General features: G+C 62.9%; 15 protein-coding genes. 7 read left to right on the forward strand and 8 right to left on the reverse strand.

From position 1 onward, the window contains the following. Positions 1-112: 112 nt before the first annotated feature. A complete protein-coding gene (locus KZ686_RS18570) occupies positions 113-1984 on the reverse strand; it encodes a methyl-accepting chemotaxis protein (RefSeq protein WP_322784961.1) in 1872 nt (623 codons plus the stop codon). Between the two features lie 903 nt (positions 1985-2887). Between KZ686_RS18570 and KZ686_RS18575 the strand changes: the two genes are divergently transcribed. The 7 genes from KZ686_RS18575 (at position 2888) to KZ686_RS18605 (ending at position 8743) form a co-directional block, all read left to right on the forward strand. Then, positions 2888-3217 (forward strand): RNA chaperone Hfq, encoded by a 330-nt coding sequence (locus KZ686_RS18575; protein ID WP_265634791.1) that lies wholly within the window; start codon positions 2888-2890, stop codon positions 3215-3217. 189 nt (positions 3218-3406) lie between these two features. Then, positions 3407-4600, forward strand: a complete 1194-nt coding sequence (locus KZ686_RS18580; protein ID WP_265634793.1) for a FliC/FljB family flagellin — start codon at positions 3407-3409, stop codon at positions 4598-4600. A 134-nt stretch (positions 4601-4734) separates the two neighbouring features. Next, entirely contained in the window at positions 4735-6183 is a 1449-nt protein-coding gene (gene fliD / locus KZ686_RS18585; protein WP_149319508.1) for a flagellar filament capping protein FliD, read from the forward strand. Between the two features lie 21 nt (positions 6184-6204). Further along, positions 6205-6663, forward strand: coding sequence for a flagellar export chaperone FliS (gene fliS / locus KZ686_RS18590; protein ID WP_149319507.1), 459 nt, complete (start codon positions 6205-6207; stop codon positions 6661-6663). 2 nt (positions 6664-6665) lie between these two features. After that, positions 6666-6998, forward strand: a complete 333-nt coding sequence (locus KZ686_RS18595) for a flagellar protein FliT (RefSeq protein WP_187829270.1) — start codon at positions 6666-6668, stop codon at positions 6996-6998. Positions 6999-7067: 69 nt separating this feature from the next. Further along, positions 7068-8459 (forward strand): flagellar hook-length control protein FliK, encoded by a 1392-nt coding sequence (locus KZ686_RS18600; RefSeq protein ID WP_265634798.1) that lies wholly within the window; start codon positions 7068-7070, stop codon positions 8457-8459. Then, a complete protein-coding gene (locus KZ686_RS18605; protein ID WP_265634800.1) occupies positions 8456-8743 on the forward strand; it encodes an EscU/YscU/HrcU family type III secretion system export apparatus switch protein in 288 nt (95 codons plus the stop codon). The genes KZ686_RS18600 and KZ686_RS18605 overlap by 4 nt, the downstream gene beginning before the upstream one ends. A 54-nt stretch (positions 8744-8797) precedes the next feature. On the opposite strand, the gene KZ686_RS18610 is transcribed toward KZ686_RS18605, so the two are convergent. The 7 genes from KZ686_RS18610 to KZ686_RS18640 are packed head-to-tail and all read right to left on the reverse strand — an operon-like array spanning position 8798 to position 17171. Further along, positions 8798-9538: a class I SAM-dependent methyltransferase gene (locus KZ686_RS18610; RefSeq protein WP_265634802.1), complete on the reverse strand. Its 741-nt coding sequence runs from the start codon at positions 9536-9538 to the stop codon at positions 8798-8800. Then, a complete protein-coding gene (locus tag KZ686_RS18615; protein ID WP_265634804.1) occupies positions 9535-9990 on the reverse strand; it encodes a GNAT family N-acetyltransferase in 456 nt (151 codons plus the stop codon). Before KZ686_RS18615 ends, KZ686_RS18610 begins: the two co-directional genes overlap by 4 nt. Further along, on the reverse strand, positions 9987-10946 hold the full coding sequence (locus KZ686_RS18620) for a glycoside hydrolase family protein (RefSeq protein ID WP_265634806.1): 960 nt from the start codon (positions 10944-10946) through the stop codon (positions 9987-9989). The genes KZ686_RS18615 and KZ686_RS18620 overlap by 4 nt, the downstream gene beginning before the upstream one ends. Before the next feature lie 2 nt (positions 10947-10948). After that, positions 10949-11911, reverse strand: coding sequence for a glycoside hydrolase family protein (locus tag KZ686_RS18625; protein WP_265634808.1), 963 nt, complete (start codon positions 11909-11911; stop codon positions 10949-10951). 57 nt (positions 11912-11968) lie between these two features. Then, entirely contained in the window at positions 11969-12685 is a 717-nt protein-coding gene (locus KZ686_RS18630) for a WbqC family protein (protein ID WP_265634810.1), read from the reverse strand. Next, positions 12682-13791, reverse strand: coding sequence for a DegT/DnrJ/EryC1/StrS family aminotransferase (locus KZ686_RS18635; protein ID WP_265634812.1), 1110 nt, complete (start codon positions 13789-13791; stop codon positions 12682-12684). Before KZ686_RS18635 ends, KZ686_RS18630 begins: the two co-directional genes overlap by 4 nt. Further along, the gene (locus tag KZ686_RS18640) at positions 13788-17171 is read right to left on the reverse strand and encodes an O-linked N-acetylglucosamine transferase family protein (protein WP_265634814.1); all 3384 of its coding nucleotides are present in this window, start codon (positions 17169-17171) and stop codon (positions 13788-13790) included. Before KZ686_RS18640 ends, KZ686_RS18635 begins: the two co-directional genes overlap by 4 nt. Between the last annotated feature and the right edge of the window lie 117 nt (positions 17172-17288).

The following is a 17288-nucleotide window of genomic DNA, read 5'->3' on the forward strand; positions in this document are numbered from 1 at the left end:
ATTCGTTTCTGGCCTCCTTTGCTTGTCGATTGTGCGCGACAAACGGAGGATCGCAGTGGCCCTGGGAGCTATGGGCTATGCCATCGGCCTGCTTTCGCCTGGCGAGATATGTTCAGAAACTCTGCCAGTCGTCGGCCCCAGCACCGGAAGCTTCCGTCGCCAAGGCGGACGGCCGTAGCGCCGCGGGTCGGGCCTTCCCAGGCGTTGCGGCGGCACTGCCGGCTCTGGATTCGCGGTGGCGCCTGTCGGCAGCGGGCTCGCTCCGCGCCGCGGTCGACATGACCCCTTGCGCCGACGACTTCCCCAACGGCGCCGCCATGGCGAGCGCCCGTTCCCGGGCCGGTTCCGCGGCACGCGGCAAGGCGGCCGGGGAAGCCTCGACGCGGAACTTGGCCGCGTCCTGCACCAGTCCGGCGGCCTGCTGTTGCAGGCTCTCGGCGGCGGCGGCCGCCTGTTCGACCAGCGCGGCGTTCTGCTGCGTCACGCTTTCCATCTGCGCGATCGCGCGGTTGACCTGCTCGATGCCGGTCGACTGCTCGGCGCTGGCGGCGGAGATCTCGCCCATGATGTCGGTCACGCGGCGAACGGCTTCCACGATGCCGTCCATGGTGCCGCCGGCCTGCTCGACCTGGCGGGCGCCAACTTCCACCTGCTCCACCGAGCGGTTGATCAGTTCGCCGATCTCCTTGGCCGCCGCGGCGCTGCGCTGCGCGAGGCTGCGCACCTCGGCGGCCACCACGCTGAAGCCGCGCCCCTGTTCGCCGGCGCGCGCGGCCTCGACCGCGGCGTTCAGCGCCAGGATATTGGTCTGGAAGGCAATGCCCTCGATCACGCCGATGATCTCGGCCACCTTGCTCGAGGACTGCGAGATGCCCTGCATCGTCTCGACCACGCTGCGCACCGTGCGTCCGCCCTCGGCGGCCACGGCCGAGGCGTTGACGGCCAGCTGGTTGGCCTGGCGGGCGTTGTCGGCGTTCTGGCGCACGGTCGAGGTCAGTTGCTCCATCGAGGCCGCGGTCTGCTGCAGCGAGGCCGCCTGTTCCTCGGTACGTTGCGACAGGTCGGTGTTGCCCTTGGCGATCTCCCGCGTGGCGCCGTCGATCGCGCCCGAGGCGCCCTGGATGCCGCGCACCAGCACGGACAGTTCCGCGAAGGCGCGCTGCATGGCCTTCAGCATCCGCCCCATCTCGTCGTCGCCCTTGGCGCGGACGGCGAAGGCCAGGTCGCCCTGTGCCAGCGCCTCGGCCGCGGCCAGCGCCTGCCGCGCCGGTCCGGCGATCGAGCGCGTGATCGCCACGGCCAGGCCGACGGCCAACAGGGCGGACACCGCGCCCAGCGCGAGCAGCAGATTGCGCGTGAACAGATAGTCGGCCTGGGCCTGCTCCACCGCGTCGACGGCCATCTTGCGGCCCGAGGCGATCAGCGTGTCGAGGCGCTCGAAGTACGCCGCCTGCGCGGCGGGCAGCGTGACAATCAGGCCCGCTCGCGCGGCGACGAACTCGCCCGCCTGCAACTGGGTCAGCAGCTGGTCGAGCTGGGTGTTATACGCGGCGCGGTGCTTGCCGAGCTCGTCGAAGACCTTCTTGAGGCCGGCGTTATCCGTGGCGGCAATCAGCTTGGCAAGCTCGTCGAGCGTGGTGCTCATCTGCTTGCGGCGCTCGTTGACGCGGCCGACGTTCTGCTGGACCACGGCCGGATCCTCGGTCAGCACCGCGTCCCGCACCATGATGCCGATGGCCTGCGCGCCCTCCTTGACGCCATCGAGTTCCATCACCTTCAGCAGACGCTGCTCGACGGTCGTCCGCATCGACGCGTTCATGTCGCCGAGCGCGATCAGGCCGAAGCCGGCCACCACGGCCAGCAGCGCCACCATCGCGGCAAAGGCCGCCGCCAGGCGCGCGCCAATGCCGAAATGCTTCCATCCTCCCATACCGCCCCCTTTTCTCTCGTAGTCGACGTCGCGCGCGCATGCGCGACGGTGCATCGCTAACGGCAGAAGGGGGCGCTTTCTTGATGGCCAACCGATGCGGCGGGATTCCGGGCGTCAGCGGGAGACGTCAGGAAGCAGCCTGCGGGCACAGGCGCCGTGGCCAAATGGGATGCAAATGGAAAACAAGGGGTAAAAATCCCGTCAACTCCACCGATCGCTCGAGACGGGACAGGTGTCCAATTGACGCCGAGCATCCGGTATTCCGCCTGAGGCGGCGAAGACGTCCGGCATTGCACAGGACGCGGGCAAAAAAAAGAAGCCCACGCGCGGGGTGCTCGTAGGCTTTCCAGGACTGCTAGAGCCGATTGGCTCGTGGCCGACTATAGCGGTGCTTAGATGAGGTGTAAATAGAGTTTCCATCAGGGTAAATGCCGATAGTGACACTTACTTTGTTTTACAAATAAAACAAGGAAAGACCGTCGGGCGACACGCCGAAAAGCGCCGAGGTGAGTACCTACTCGGAGGAAAACCGGCTTTCGATGCACCTCATCCCTACCAGCGCGACTCTAAAAGCACTTCAGGCAGCGCACCGCCTCGTATATCGGCAGTTGTATGCAAGTATTTAATTAGAGGTTTACCTCTAGACGGTTGACCAAGCCCCTTCGATCCCCGAGTTGTAAAAATTTGTTACTCTCCGGGCCGAAGTATTCCCCTTCTCTTCTGGCAGCACCGCCAGTCCGACCGTCGAGGCAGAACATCCGCGAACAACAAGCGCCACGGCCGCAAGGACACGCGATGGCTTCCCCCGCGCCGGTACCGAGAGCGAATGTTTCATCCCTCGCCATGATCAGGCTCTCGCCAATACGGATACCGTCACGCCGCATCCGCGCCGGCTCGTGCCTGATCCCCGTACCGTTGTCTGCCGACAGAACCCTATCGGGCTCGACCGGAGAAGTCGTGAAGTATCAGGAAATCAGAAGTATTCGCCCGGGCCGTCAGCTGCAGGACCGACAACTGGCTTTTCACCGCGCCAGCCGGCATCCGGTGGTGCTGCACCTGACCAGCGGCGTGCGCCTGCACGGAGTCGTGGTCGGCGCCGACGCCTATATGGTGTTGCTTGCCACCGGCCCGGGTGACCCGGCGCCCCAGATCGTCTACAAGCACGCGATCGCGGCGATCACGCCGGACAACGTGGACGGGGAGCCGATCCAGCTGCCCCAGGACGAGGTGCCGCCCGAGTTCGTCCGCTTGTTTACGCCCCGCACGCGCTCCCGCCGGCGCGCCTGAGCCCCGCCAGGAGCCGCCCGCAGCCTTGCAATGACAGCTTTCCGCACCACCGCCGAAAGATCACTCTAAACCTTTCGGCAGCCCGGTCGATAACCTTGGCAACGGAGGCACTTCACGCCCTGCAGTGCAGGCAGCCAACGTTACGGCACCCGCCGGAATGCGTAAAACATTGCAAATAGGAGTCGTACCATGGCGCAAGTCATTAATACCAACTCGTTGTCTCTGATGACTCAGAACAACCTGAACACGTCGCAATCGGCGCTGAACACCGCGATCCAGCGCCTGTCCTCGGGCCTGCGTATCAACAGCGCCAAGGACGACGCGGCTGGTCAGGCGATTGCCAACCGCTTCACCGCCAACATCAAGGGCCTGACCCAGGCTCAGCGCAACGCCAACGACGGCATCTCGCTGGCGCAGACGACCGAAGGCGCGCTGACGGAAGTCAACAACAACCTGCAGCGTATCCGTGAACTGTCGGTGCAAGCCGCGACCGGCTCGAACTCGGCTTCGGACCTGCAATCGATCCAGGACGAAATCAAGCAGCGTCTGGAAGAAATCAACCGTGTCTCGGAACAGACCCAGTTCAACGGCGTCAAGGTTCTGGCCAAGGACACCAAGATGAACATCCAGGTCGGCGCGAACGACGGCGAAATCATCGCCATCGACCTGAAGGAAATCACCGCCAAGACCCTGGGTCTGGACGGCTTCAACGTGTCGGGCCCGAAGGGCACGCCGGCCGCTCTGGTCGCCGCTGATTACCAGGCTGCTTACGGTGTCACCACCAACGTGAGCGCCACCGCCGTGTCGGAAGCCAACGCCGGTGACCTGTCGTCGCGTCTGGGCATCGCCGCCGGTAGCGTGGCACTGGCCGCCACCGCCGAGAAGGACGACAACGGCAACTGGTACGCCACCGTGACGATCACGGCCGCCGACGCGACCGAAGTCAGCACGCTGAAGGCCAAGGGCTTCGAAGTCGAAGCGGGTGTTGCGAAGGAGTTCTACATCGCTCTGGATCCGCAATCGGCCGACGTGACGACCACCGCCGGTACCGCCGCCTTCGCGATCGACACCGCCAACATCCAACTGTCCAGCATCACCACGGGCGCGAGCTCGAACCCGCTGGCCAAGCTTGACGCAGCGCTGGCTGACGTCGACACCCTGCGCAGCTCGCTGGGTGCGGTGCAAAACCGTTTCGACTCGGTGATCTCGAACCTGGGCACCACGGTGACCAACCTGTCGGCTTCGCGTTCGCGCATCCAGGACGCTGACTACGCAACGGAAGTGTCGAACATGACCCGCGCGCAGATCCTGCAGCAAGCTGGTACCTCGGTGCTGGCCCAAGCCAACCAGACCACGCAAAACGTGCTGTCGCTGCTGCGTTAATTCGCAACGGCGCGGAAGGCCGGGCCGCAAGGCCCGGCCTTCCGCTGGGAATGCTTCGCAGGCAGTTCGCTGCCTGCAAAGCGTTTCTAGGTACGTGTTGACGTAGACAAGCTGAATAAAAAAGGCAGAAAACTATGGCTACCATCTCCAACATCGGTATCGGCTCGGGACTGGAACTGGGCTCGCTGCTCGAGAAGCTCGAGACCGCGGAAAAGGCGCCGCTGAAGCTGCTCGAGACCCAGGCCTCGAGCTATCAAGCCAAGCTTTCCGCCTACGGCACGCTCAGCAGCGTGCTGTCGGCCTACCAGAGCGCCGCGAAGAAGCTCGCCGATGCGGCGACCTTTGGCGCCGCCAAGGCGGTGGCCGGTTCCGGCGACATCATGACGGCCGCGGCGGGCTCCAACGCCGTGCCGGGCACCTACTCGGTCAACGTCACCAGCCTCGCGCAGGCGCAATCGCTGGTCGGCACCAATGTCGCCAGCCAGACCACCGCGATCGGCACCGGCAAGATCACCTTCGAATTCGGCGAACGCCAGGGCTACAACGAAGGTACCGGCGGCTATACCGATCCGCTGGGCTTCACCGCCGACGCCGCGCGCACCAAGACCGTCGAGATCAAGCCGGGCCAGAACACGCTGCAAGGGATTCGCGACGCGATCAACCAGGCCAACGTCGGCGTGACCGCCAGCATCGTCAACGACGGCAGCGGCACGCCCTATCGGCTGGTGCTGACCTCGAACACCACCGGCGAAAAGTCCAGCATGCGGATTACCGCGGACAGCCCCGAGCTGAGCAACCTGGTCGGCTTCGATCCGACCCAGGCGGTGCAGCCGAGCGGCATGCAGGAAACGGTACGGGCCACCAACGCCAAGCTGAAGATCAACGGCATCGACGTCGTCAGCCAGAGCAATACCGTCACCGATGCGGCCCAGGGCGTCACGCTGACGCTGAACAAGACCGGCACCACCAGCCTGACCGTGACGCGCGACACCGACGCGATCAAGGCCGCGATCCAGGGTTTCGTCACCGCGTACAACAACATCCAGAGCACCGCCAAGTCGCTGACCTCGTTCGACACGACCACCGGCAGCAGCGCCGCGCTGAACGGCGACAGCACGCTGCGCTCGATCCAGACCAGCCTGCGCAGCATGCTGAACGTGCCGCAGCCGGACGGCAACGGCGGCACCATTACGCTGTCGGAGATCGGCGTCTCGTTCACCAAGGATGGCACGCTGCAGGTCGACGACAAGAAGCTGACCAAGGCAATCAGCGAGAATCTGGGCGGCGTGACCTCGATGTTCTCGCACACCACCGGCGCCGGCGGCTACGGCAAGCAGATCACCGACGCGATCGACGACCTGAATGAAACCAACGGTGCGATCAAGGTCGCCACCGATGGCCTGACCGAAACGCTGAAGGACCTGGAAGACCGCTACACGCAGGTCGAGGACCGCGTCAACGCGACCATCGAGCGCTACCGCTCGCAGTTCACGCAGCTCGATCTGCTGGTCAGCAAGCTGAACCAGACCAGCAGCTATCTGACGCAGCAATTCGCAGCGCTCGCCAACCAGACCAAGAAGTAACCAACGGCAAGGATCGCCATCATGTACGCGCGCCAAGCAATCAACGCTTATGCCCGGGTCGGCGTGCAGACCGGGGCCATGAGCGCCAGCCCGCACAAGCTGATCGCCATGCTGTACGACGGCGCGCGCTCGGCCATCGCACGGGCCAAGTTCCATCTCGATGCGGGCGACGTGCAGGGGCGCGGCCAGGCCATCTCGAAGGCGATCGACATCGTCGACAACGGCCTGCGCGCGGTGCTGGACCACAGCACCGGCGGAGAGATCGCCGCCAATCTCGAGGCGCTGTACGACTACATGACCCGCCGCCTGCTGCTGGCCAATGTGCGCAGCGATGTCACGCTGCTCAACGAGGTCGATGCGCTGCTGGAAAACCTGGCGACGGCATGGGCCCAGATCGGCGAACCGGAAGCGGGCGACAGCGCTGCGCAAGCGGCGGTCCCCGGCCAGTCCGAAGTCCTCGTCGAAGCGCAGGAGAACTGATCATGCACAACGTCTCTCCTACCGTGCTGAACTACGAGGAACTGCTGGTGCTGTCCGAGCAGATGCTCGAAGCCGCCGAGGCGGAAAACTGGACCGCATTCAACGACGTGCAGAAGGTCTACCTGGCCGTCGTGGACCGCCTGCGTGAGCTCGAGCACAACGTTCCGGTCTCGGCCGAAGAACGGATGCGCCGCCACGCGCTGCTCGACCGGATCCTGGCGTACGACGCCCGCATCCGCGACCTGATGCTGCCGCACCTGGCCCGTCTGGGCCAGCTGCTGGGCGACTCGCGCCGCCGCCAGAATCTTTCGCACGCCTACGGCAGCCCTGCCTGACTCCATGCCGGGTCCCGCTGGCCGTCGCCGGCAAGCCGGTGACCCAGCGGACCATCCGGAACCCTCCCCATGACCGCGATCCATCTGCCGCCCGGTTCGCCGTCAGGGCAAAGCCTCGATGCCAACACGCTGCGCGCGCAGGTGTCGGCCAACAAGCTGGCCGCGCTGATTCCAACCGCCAGTCCCGGCGGCGCCACGGTGCGGCAATCCGACGGCACGTCCACCGGGGCCGTCGAACTGCCGGTACGCGCCGGCGCACCGGGCCAGCCTCCGGCCACCACGCCGACAGGCTCCACCCGCGAAACCCTGAGCTTCGCCGCCCGTACCATCCTTACCTTGCTGGCGCAGGGCTCCGCCGCGCCGCTGCGCAGCGACGGACCGCTGCTGGCCGTGCCGCCCACGCGCCTGCCCGAGGGAACCACGCAGGTACGGCAGGCGCTGATGCATCTGGTGCAGGACAGCGGGCTGTTCTATGAATCGCATCTCGCGCAATGGATCGCCGGCGAACGTGGGTTGGCCAGTCTGGCGCGCGAGCCGCAGGCGGGAATCGGCCGACATCCCTATCCCGGGGCTGGCGCCGGCGGGGCACTGCAGAGTGGGGCCGCGTCTACTCCAGGGTCCGCGACGGGGCCCTACGGACAGCAGCCCGGTGCGCCGATGCAACCGGCGGGCACGGCTCCCCTGCCGAACCTGCTTCCCGCCTCGCCCACCGACGCCCAGGCCCTGAGCAGCGCGATCCAGGCGCTGGCTGCCGCCGAACCCTCGCAGGCCGTGCTCGACGCCGCGTTGAATGCCGCCCGCTCGGCCGCGAGCGGGGGACCCGAAGCCAGCGCCGACGATCCCGCCGCGACTGCGGGCGACACCGGCGCGCGCGGCGCAGATGCCCCGCGCGGCAACGAAACCCCGCGCTCGCTGCAGGCGGCCGCGCAGGCCTACCAGGCCGCCGCCAACGACGCCGCCCGTCAGGCCGGCGCGCAGACCCTGCTGAGCGTGACCACCGACGACGCACAGGCACGGCCCGACGCGACGCCCAACTTGGCGAAAGCGGAAGCCGCGCCCGCCATCCATCCGAATACCGAAGGCATCGTCCGTCAGCAGCTCGAACTGCTGGCCACCCAGCAGTTCCGCTGGGCCGGCGAAGCGTGGCCCGGCACGCCGATGCAATGGGACATCGCCGAACGGCAGCAGGAGCATGGGTCCTCCGGCGAGCACGGCGACACCGCGGACGAGCGCACATGGTCAAGCCGCCTGGTGCTGGAGCTGCCTCAGCTGGGAACGGTGGAAGCGCGCCTGACGCTGACGCCGAACGGCCTGGAAACCCGGCTGGCGGTACAGGAAGACCGCATCGTGCGGATGCTCGATAGCGCGCAGGGCCGGCTGCGCGACAACCTCGGCGCGCGTGGCATCGACCTGCTGCATTTCTCGATCCGCCGGGACACCGACGCGGAGGGCACCGCATGAGCCAGCAGGACTCGCCCCGCGGCGCGGCGGTCGCGCTGTCGTACCGCCAGAACGATGCCGCCCCGCGGGTGGTGGCCAAGGGCTACGGCCTGATCGCCGACTCGATCATCGCGCAGGCGCGCGAGGCCGGCGTCTATGTCCACGACTCCCCGACGCTGGTCAATCTGCTGATGCAGGTCGACCTCGACAGCCAGATCCCGCCTCAGCTCTACACGGCGGTGGCCGAACTGCTGGCGTGGCTGCATCGGCTGGAGGCCGATACCGGGATTGTGCGGATCGAATGAGTAAGCGTGCAGGACGGGCCGTCTATCCTCCGCTCGACGATGGTCCAGATCGGATCAACCCTTCTCGCAGACAAGGAAAATGGTTGAACACAGCTCTGGATACTGCTGGCCAATTGCATAACATCCTTCCAGATACTCAGGGGAAATGATGTCGGTCGCAAGCAATCGGTCCCATTGAAAGTTCGCCAGTGCCTTGAAAAAGACTCCCGACCGATGCACGACCCGAAGGCCGGCCGCCACGGCATCGCGCTCCAGCGTATCAAGCGAGTAGGTGCGGTGATGGCCATGCGCGGCCTCGGCGGGCGTCACAGCGCTACAGTGCGATATCAATCCCATCTTTACCGCAATCTGTCGCGACGGGGCGTTGGCATTGGGGCAAGCCAGAAAGAACCTTCCGCCTTCGGCCAGCCATTCGTCATTGACACGACGCAGCACCGCGGCCGGATCGTCAATGTGCTCGAGTACATGCGTCATCACGATATTGTCGTAGCGGGCGGGCAGCGCGACGGTCTCCATCAATCCATGTACGAGCTTGACCGATCCATCTAGTTTCCGTCTGGCATCGTCGATCGCGACATTCGATGCCTCCACGCAGGTGATATCGTCAAAACAATCGAGAAAGCGGCGCGTGAAGTCGCCCCTGAAACTGCCTAGTTCCAGCAGACGGCCCGGGCGAAAGAACGGCTGAAACGCCCTGATCATAAAGGGATGCATGACATGCAAGTCAAAGCTGTACGCGTATTGATGGTCTGCGGTATCCCTGATTTCCGCATTGTAGTCACGGGACGGATTCATGCGACTTCCTGTTCGAGTGTAAGAGACATGCGTTGCGCCAAGCCGTTTTTTTCGCAGATCTCGAATCCGTGCTTCGCATACAACGCAAGCGCCGCCATGTTGTGCTGGTTCACCTGGAGTTCAACACGCGCAAAACGCACGGAGCGCAAATAGCTGAGACATCGGGTAACGAGCGAATTTCCGATACCCCGTCCATGGTGAGCGGGCAGAACGCTGACGTTGGTAATGAAAGCTCTCTGCCTGGCCGAATCGTCACAATAGGCAGCCACGAGCCCAATCAGCTCACCGCCAGACCAAGCCTCGATGCGCTGCGCACGGGCCGCCATCTTCGATGCGTAAGTCCGCAGATCGACACGGCTACTGAGGGGGGGCAAGAAGGCATGGTCGCAAGCTGCCATATGCAGCGCGATCTGAGCCACCGTGGCGCGATTTGATGCGAAGACGACGCTCATCGCACCAACTCTGCCAAACCGAAGCCGTAGCGCCCGAACTGATTGCCGTTGTACAGCAGGAAGACATGTCCCTCGCATTCGAACGCGTGCGGATAGCATTGCATCTCGCCATCCCAGTCTCCGGTGGTCCCCTCCAGCAAGGGGCTGGCGTCGTCGCGCGTCCAGGTGGAGAGGTCATCGGACCAGGCATGGCCGATGCGATATCCGCGCCCCGCATTTGTCCTGAAATCGAAGGACTCGCGATAGCAAAAGAACAGGTGGTAGCGACCGTCGATCTCGATGACCGTTGGCAACGCTTGGCTTTCGTCCGGGCCCAGCCTGTCGGGAACGATCTGCCGCGCTTCTTCTTTTTCCCAATCGATCCCGTTGAGCGACGTCGCGTGCCCGATCTTGTACGTCCGGTCCGGCGCGGCGCCAGCGGCGTACCGTTTCCAGCCGGTGCCGAAGATGTACCACATGTGGAACACCCCATCGATGACCTTGACGAAGCCATCCCCTACCAGGCATGGCTCATGCAGCGAGGCGGACAGCACTGGGCCCGCGCCGACACGCTCGAATGTCAGACCGCCATCGCGGCTGATCGCCAATCCGATGCCGGTGTCCACCGAAACAGACACACGCCGGCTCCATCCGCAGGTGTAGCCGTAGATGGCGCCTTCGTGGCGAAGTACGTGCATCGGGAAAATGCCATGCTCATCGAAGGCGCCGAGCCCGCCGAGCGGGATCACCGTGTGGTCGGAGACCCGCAAAACGTCGCGCAGGTTCCTCGACATGTCGACGAAAGCAACATGACTTAGATACTTGCCGTTTGCCGGATCGACGGCCCGCGTCGAGAAATAGATGCGGACAAAATCGCTGAAGACCAGGGCCTGCGGCGATTGCGCGAAACCCACGCAACCCGGGGGCAGGCCATGCTCGGAGGGATCGAATATTTTTCCGACTTTTCTCCACTTCATGACTATTTCAACTCCCCTTGTAGTTCCGCAATGCCGAAGCCGTAGCGTCCAACCTGGTCGCCGAGATATGCCATGTAAACCTTTCCGTCCAACTCGAAGACGTGCGGATAGCTGATCATCTCCGCGTCCCACCCAGTCTCCGACACATCTATACCCGCCTTGCTATCGTCACGCTCCCAATTGACGAGGTCGGTACTGGACGCGTATCCAATGCGATAGCCGTTCCGCCTGCCACGATAGTGTTCACTGTAGCGATAGCAGAAGAACATGTGGTACTTGCCATTGGCATAAAGCACATCCGGACTGGCCTGCGCCTCGTCTTCCTCGATGCGGTTCGTGATCAGATCCTTGTTGAGTCGCTCCCACCGGACGCCATCGTCCGAAGTCGCCATCCGGATCTTGTAGACCGGCTCTGCACGGCCATCGACCATCTTCCACTTCCGTCCGGCGATATAGAACAAATACCATCGGCCATTGAAGCGGCGAACCTTCGGGCCACTTAGTACAAACGGCTCCTCCAGCGTATAACCGAGCACCGGCCCTGCCCCAAGTCTGGCAAACGTCGACCCGCCATCCCGGCTGATGGCGCAGCCAATGGCTACGTTGAAAGGCACGGATTCGCAACGCGTCCAACCGGCGTAATACGCACGGACTTCACCATCGTCGCGAATCACCGACACCGGATAGATTCCGAACTCGTCAAAAGCTCCCACGCCGCCGAGCTGCAATATCGGTCGATCCGCCACGTGGCGTACTTTGAACAGATCCGATCTGTCCAGATCGACATAGGCCGAATAACTGACGTACTGGCCATGGGCGTCGGCCGCCGGCCGGCAGGAAAAATAGACGCGCAACCGGTCTTCCATCAACAGCGTGGCAGGCGCCTGAGCGAATTCCTTGAGCCAGGAGCGGCCCGTCACATGCTGCGGAGAGAAGACTTTGCCTAGTTTTTTCCAGCGGAACATGGCTCGATATATCGGTTGTCTTGCTTGGCGAACGGCGACTGGACGCCGCTGACGCGGTCAGGCTGCGGGAACGGCGCGCACGGCCGTCCAACGGCCGAGCATGCCTCGAATGGTTTCAGGCCGGTTGAACATCAATACGTCAACGATGGAAAGGCTTGGAACGAACGGATGCGCGAACTGCGGATACTCGATGGAGTCCGACTGAAGGAACCGGAGGTCGATTCCGCGCTCCAGGAACGCCTCGTCCGAATAGAGCGCCCGTCCTCCGATCGCGTTGAGATATGTCTTGGCGCTCAACGCGCGGCAAAGCCCGATCACCTTGTCCTGCCCCTTGAGACCGGGATCAATGGCGATATTCGAGGACACCACCATCCGGCTCGTGATGCCAAGATATTCACAGACGTGAACGATCGACTGGAAGATGTAGTCAAACAGCCCGGTCGTCGGCTCCATGACGATACGTTCAAGCATTGGCCAGACCGACTCGAACTGGGGCGCCCGACGGTATGACTCCCGGAATTGGTTCAGGAGCTTGGTGCGGTTGAACTCCGCTGAGATAGCCCGATCGCGGACATCCAGAGCATCGGAGTCGTGCTGGAGCGGCAGGGTGAACACGCTATCGGCCCCGTTCTTCAGAATGCGGTTCCTGTTGATCCAGCCCTTTTTTGTGTACTTGATGTTGTCATAGACGACAAAGACATCGACCGCGTGTATCAGCTGGAAGTAGCCGATGTACGGAAGAAAGTAGGGCTGCATGATTGCGACGGTTGTCATTGGCAATCAGCAATGATGCGGGCAATTCTCTCGATATCGTGATCGCCCAAGGCCGGGAAGATCGGCAAGCAAAGCACACGCGAGGCGGCATCGGCAGCAACCGGCAGATTGCTCCTTCCCGCCGAAGGCAACCCGCGATACATCGGAAAGTCGGATATCAGCGGATAGAAATAGCGCCGCGCGTAAATACCATGTTCCCGAAACAACTGGTACAGGGCGTCCCGGCTCAAGGGATACGGCCCCGATACCAGGATCGGGAAGTAGGCATGGTTCGAAAACGTAGCCGGTCGCTTGTCAAGACATTGGATGCCGGGTACATCGCACAGGAGCTCGCGGTAGCGTTCGTCTATCTCACGACGTCGTGCCAACGCCTTGTCGATATGCCGCAGCTGCAGCATCCCGAAGGCAGCATTGACCTCGCTCATCTTGCCGTTGATCCCCGGCGCGACCACGGTAACTTCATCGACGAATCCAAAGTTCTTCAGATGGTCGATGCGCTGCTTGGTCTTTGCATCGGGGCAGACGATGGCCCCTCCCTCAAAGGTATTGAATACCTTTGTTGCGTGGAAGCTGAGCACCGAAAGATCTCCGTGCCTCAGGATACTGCCTCGTTCTGTCCTTACGCCGAAGGCGTGCGCGGCGTCGTAGATGACGCGCAGGTTGTAGTTATCCGCCAGTCTTTCGATAGCATCGACATCGCAGGGGCGTCCATAGCAGTGAACCGGCATGATTGCCGTGGTCTGCGGCGTGATCGCAGCCTCGATCTTGGCCGGATCTAGGTTCAGCGTCTCGGGACAAATGTCGACGAAGACCGGCTTGATGCCATTCCAGTGCAATGAATGTGCCGTCGCGGCAAACGAGTATGGCGTCGTAATGACTTCACCAGTAATGCGCAGCGCCTGCAGCGCGGTCACGAGCGCGAGCGTGCCATTGGCAAAGAGGGCCAGGTGCTCGACATCGAGGTACTCGCACAATGCACGCTCGAACTGTTGATGAAACGGCCCGCCATTGGTCAGGATTCCGTTGTCCCAGATGGTCTGCAGATACGGAAGGAACTCATCCAGCGGTGGCAGATAGGGCTGGGTAACGTAGACCGGCCGAGTCATGGCGCAATCCCGAAGCTGGTTGCCGGCTTCCCATCGCACCAGATGGACCACATTTTTTGTATTGCCTGCTCGAGGCCCCTCGTGACGTAATCCGCCCGCAGCATCGGGGAAGCTTGCAGCGTGTTGCGCATGCCAGCACGCAAAGCCGATAGACGATCCAGCTCGCCGGCCCACTTGGTCGCCTTTTCGACGAACTCCTCCCTGGAGCTGCAGACCCATTCCTGCAGCCCGGCTTGACCGAGTACGCCGGCTGTTTGACGTGCAATGCGGGTGGCGCCGCCTATCGTAAGCACGGGCACGCCCATCCATACCGCGTGGCACGACGTCGTGCCCCCGGTGTAGGGGAACGTGTCGAGACCAATGTCGATTTCATTGTGATAGGCAAGATAGGTCGGCATAGTGGTGCGAGGGCGCACGACTATGCGTTCGCTGGCTACACCATTGCGCGCGAATCGTGCTTTCAGTTCGGGCACAGCCTCATCGGGCATATGCCCGACAAGGATCCTCGCATTCGGCACGTTCGCCAGGATCTGCGCCCATGTTTCGAGCACATCGTCACTGATCTTGTTGTAGCGATTGAAGCTGCCGAACGTGATATACCCGTTTCGCAACGCCGGAAGCGGCTCCACTGCCGGACTAGCCGGATGCGGGTCGAAAGTAAAGGCGGACGGCAGGTACACTAGTTTTTCAGTGAACTGGTCATCGAGCATCCCTGGCGGCGCAACATGGTGGTCGATCAGGTAATAGTCCATTTCGGCCAGGCCCGTGGTCGCCGGATAGCCGATCCAGCTGACCTGCACCGGGGCAGCACGCATAGCGAAAGCCAGCAATCGGTTTGAACCCGTATGCCCTGAGAGATCGAACAGAACATCGATGCCGTCGCTGCGGATGCGGTCACGCAACTCGACCACGTCAAGATCCCGGACGCGACGCCAGTCTTGCGCCAACATCCGCACGGAATCGGTCACATGATCTTCGATGGTGCCGGTGTGATACACATGGATGGAGAATCTGTTCCGATCGAGGTTCCGCCAGATCGGTGCCAGAAAGTTCATCACCGAATGATTGTGCAAGTCACCGGAGACAAATCCCACACGCAAGCGACGCGCAGGCTCCCGCCTATTGCTAAGACGTGGGACACCGAGGCGCCTCGCCAGACTGGTCGCATTTTCGCCGAATGCCCTATGCTCCCGAGCGAGTTCATCTGGCCGCAGTCGACCCTGATGCGTCAGCAGGAACAATAGATTGCTGTGAATGAGATCCCCGGCCGGATTCAATGCAAGGGCTCGTCTGTAATACGCTTCCGCCTCTTCGGGCCGTCCGGCTTCTCCACTGACGGTACCGAGAATGTTGTACGTACTTGCGAGTCCCGGGTCCAGCTTCAGCGAATGTTCGAGACAACGAAGCGCAGCCTGATGCTGCCCGCTAGTCCGGAGTATCCGTGCCAGGTTGTTGTGATGGGCAGCCACATCAGGCTGCAGCCCTATCGCGCGCAAGGCGGCATGTTGCGCCCGATCCAGATGAGTGAAATGGGCAAGCAGATCGCTGAATTCGGCATGAAGAGACGCATCCAGGGGACGCAGCGCAATGGCCCGTCCCATGGCGGTAATCGCCTCCGTGCCGCGTTGAACTTGTTGCAGGATCGCGGACAACATTCGCCAACCTTCCGCCGTATTGGGGTATTCATCCAAGAGTTGGCGTACCACGTGTTCGGCCTCTTGGTAGCGCTGCGCGGATTGCAAACTGCTCGCCTTGGCCGCCGCCTGCCGGATTGCGCCCGAAGCCGCCGCCCCCGACGATGCTTCCAGCATTGGCTTGTCCGTGCTGGAAGCCAGGCGCGTGCTGTGCAGACATATGGCATCAAGGTATTGCCACCAGTTGGGATCGTCGCAACTCATGTCGGCGATCTGTGTACGGAAATACGTCAGCCAGGCAGGGATCGATCCGGTGAGCATTCCCGCGCAGCGCATCCGCTCCATCAGGCCGCGCCGTTCTGACCCGCTCCATCCTGCGCAAGCGTCGCCCACATCCTCGGGGGAAGCGGCGCCTGTCCGCAATAGCACGTCGATCTCGTCCGGCTTCAGCGTCAAATTGACGGCCGTGTGCCAAAGCGACCATGTCGCGACTGACTGTTCCCCGCTTGCGTCGCCCAACAATGCCCGCAAGTTGGGAAGCACGCTCAATGCGGTACGCGTGTCGGTTTCATAAGGGGTCGCTTCACGCGACAGCCGGAGCATTCCCGCGCGGAACAGCGCTTCAAGTGCGCGCCGCACAGCCTTTCGGGCCGTCTCCTCGCTTTCGTAGACATGCTCGGGAAAGACCTGCAGCAGTTGTCCCATGTCGCAGGATGCTGGCCATGTCGCGGCCAGCGCCATCATGACGGTTTGCACCCCGCGGTCGTCGGTGACCATCGTGCGTCCGCTCTGGTTGACATACTGCCGGCCGGCCACGGCGCCTCGGTGCCCCGTTGCGGATGGCTTGAACCAGCCGGCAAAGCGAAGCTCATCCAACCTGGACAGATCGGGGGACGAAAGGCCCTGTTCCGCCCGGTCGGCATGGACAAGCATGCTTTGCCGAAAATGTCGCCCGACGGCAAAGTCCAGGTGCTGCTGCCGAACCGCCGCGGATTGGCCGAATCCCGTGAGGCTATTGAACAAGGCGACGTTCGATCCGAACGTCAGCGCAATCTCCTGTTCGGGCTCGGCGTCACCGACATGAAGTAGTCCATTTTGCGCGGCAACGTTGGCAAATTCGATGAAGTAACACACGTTGCCCGCATTGTGGAGAAACTCCGCTACCAGTTCGTCGTCGCTCAGCTTCTTCGCGTACTCCAGCACGGGAGCCAACGTGGAGGACATGGGATTGGACGCAGCCATGCTGTCCGCCAACAGCGTAACGGTTGTCCGAGCGGCGGCGATATTGTCCGCGATGTCCTCGGCGCCGTGTCCGGCAAACAGCATGGCGTCGCGCAGCACCTCCGCGCTTTTCCAGCCCGGCAGCGTGTGGTAGCTGACAAACGCAATTCCTTGCGGCGATAGGTGCCGTCGACAAACGGCAAGCAGCGCCTCGCCGAATTCGCGCGGCAACTTGCTGTAGGCCTCGTGGACAACGATGTAGTCGAATTGCCCGAATTCGTCGCCCAGATCCAGCGGACCTATCGCATGAAAGTCGACATTGTTCGCACCGATTTTTTGTGCGGTCGCCTCGGCCTCGGCGATATCGTCCGTATTGGTATCGATTCCGACGACTTGCGCTTGCGGGTACGCTAACGCAAAGGGGAATAGATTGTGGCCGGCGCCACACCCCAACTCCAGCACGCGGGCTTGCGGCAATGGCACGGTATCGATGCCATAGAGATACGCCGCCGCCCGCAGCTGCATGGGCGAACTCCCGAAGATGGTACGGAGCGGGGTCGACAGCGTATCTTGGGACGCTGCCGGTTGCGGGTTGACGGGCTCGGATAGGTTCACGGAAGGCTTCCCATACATGCTGGGGTA

It is taken from the genome of Cupriavidus cauae, from assembly GCF_026210475.1.
GTDB classification, from domain to species: domain Bacteria; phylum Pseudomonadota; class Gammaproteobacteria; order Burkholderiales; family Burkholderiaceae; genus Cupriavidus; species Cupriavidus cauae.

What these genes read in the sequence shown, in the direction of transcription:
- KZ686_RS18570 (WP_322784961.1), bottom strand. Translation starts at nt 1,984, where the DNA reads ATGCACCGTCGCGCATGCGCGCGCGACGTCGACTACGAGAGAAAAGGG.
- KZ686_RS18580 (WP_265634793.1), top strand. Translation starts at nt 3,407, where the DNA reads ATGGCGCAAGTCATTAATACCAACTCGTTGTCTCTGATGACTCAGAAC.
- fliD (WP_149319508.1), top strand. Translation starts at nt 4,735, where the DNA reads ATGGCTACCATCTCCAACATCGGTATCGGCTCGGGACTGGAACTGGGC.
- fliS (WP_149319507.1), top strand. Translation starts at nt 6,205, where the DNA reads ATGTACGCGCGCCAAGCAATCAACGCTTATGCCCGGGTCGGCGTGCAG.
- KZ686_RS18595 (WP_187829270.1), top strand. Translation starts at nt 6,666, where the DNA reads ATGCACAACGTCTCTCCTACCGTGCTGAACTACGAGGAACTGCTGGTG.
- KZ686_RS18600 (WP_265634798.1), top strand. Translation starts at nt 7,068, where the DNA reads ATGACCGCGATCCATCTGCCGCCCGGTTCGCCGTCAGGGCAAAGCCTC.
- KZ686_RS18605 (WP_265634800.1), top strand. Translation starts at nt 8,456, where the DNA reads ATGAGCCAGCAGGACTCGCCCCGCGGCGCGGCGGTCGCGCTGTCGTAC.
- KZ686_RS18610 (WP_265634802.1), bottom strand. Translation starts at nt 9,538, where the DNA reads ATGAATCCGTCCCGTGACTACAATGCGGAAATCAGGGATACCGCAGAC.
- KZ686_RS18615 (WP_265634804.1), bottom strand. Translation starts at nt 9,990, where the DNA reads ATGAGCGTCGTCTTCGCATCAAATCGCGCCACGGTGGCTCAGATCGCG.
- KZ686_RS18620 (WP_265634806.1), bottom strand. Translation starts at nt 10,946, where the DNA reads ATGAAGTGGAGAAAAGTCGGAAAAATATTCGATCCCTCCGAGCATGGC.
- KZ686_RS18625 (WP_265634808.1), bottom strand. Translation starts at nt 11,911, where the DNA reads ATGTTCCGCTGGAAAAAACTAGGCAAAGTCTTCTCTCCGCAGCATGTG.
- KZ686_RS18630 (WP_265634810.1), bottom strand. Translation starts at nt 12,685, where the DNA reads ATGACAACCGTCGCAATCATGCAGCCCTACTTTCTTCCGTACATCGGC.
- KZ686_RS18635 (WP_265634812.1), bottom strand. Translation starts at nt 13,791, where the DNA reads ATGACTCGGCCGGTCTACGTTACCCAGCCCTATCTGCCACCGCTGGAT.
- KZ686_RS18640 (WP_265634814.1), bottom strand. Translation starts at nt 17,171, where the DNA reads ATGCAGCTGCGGGCGGCGGCGTATCTCTATGGCATCGATACCGTGCCA.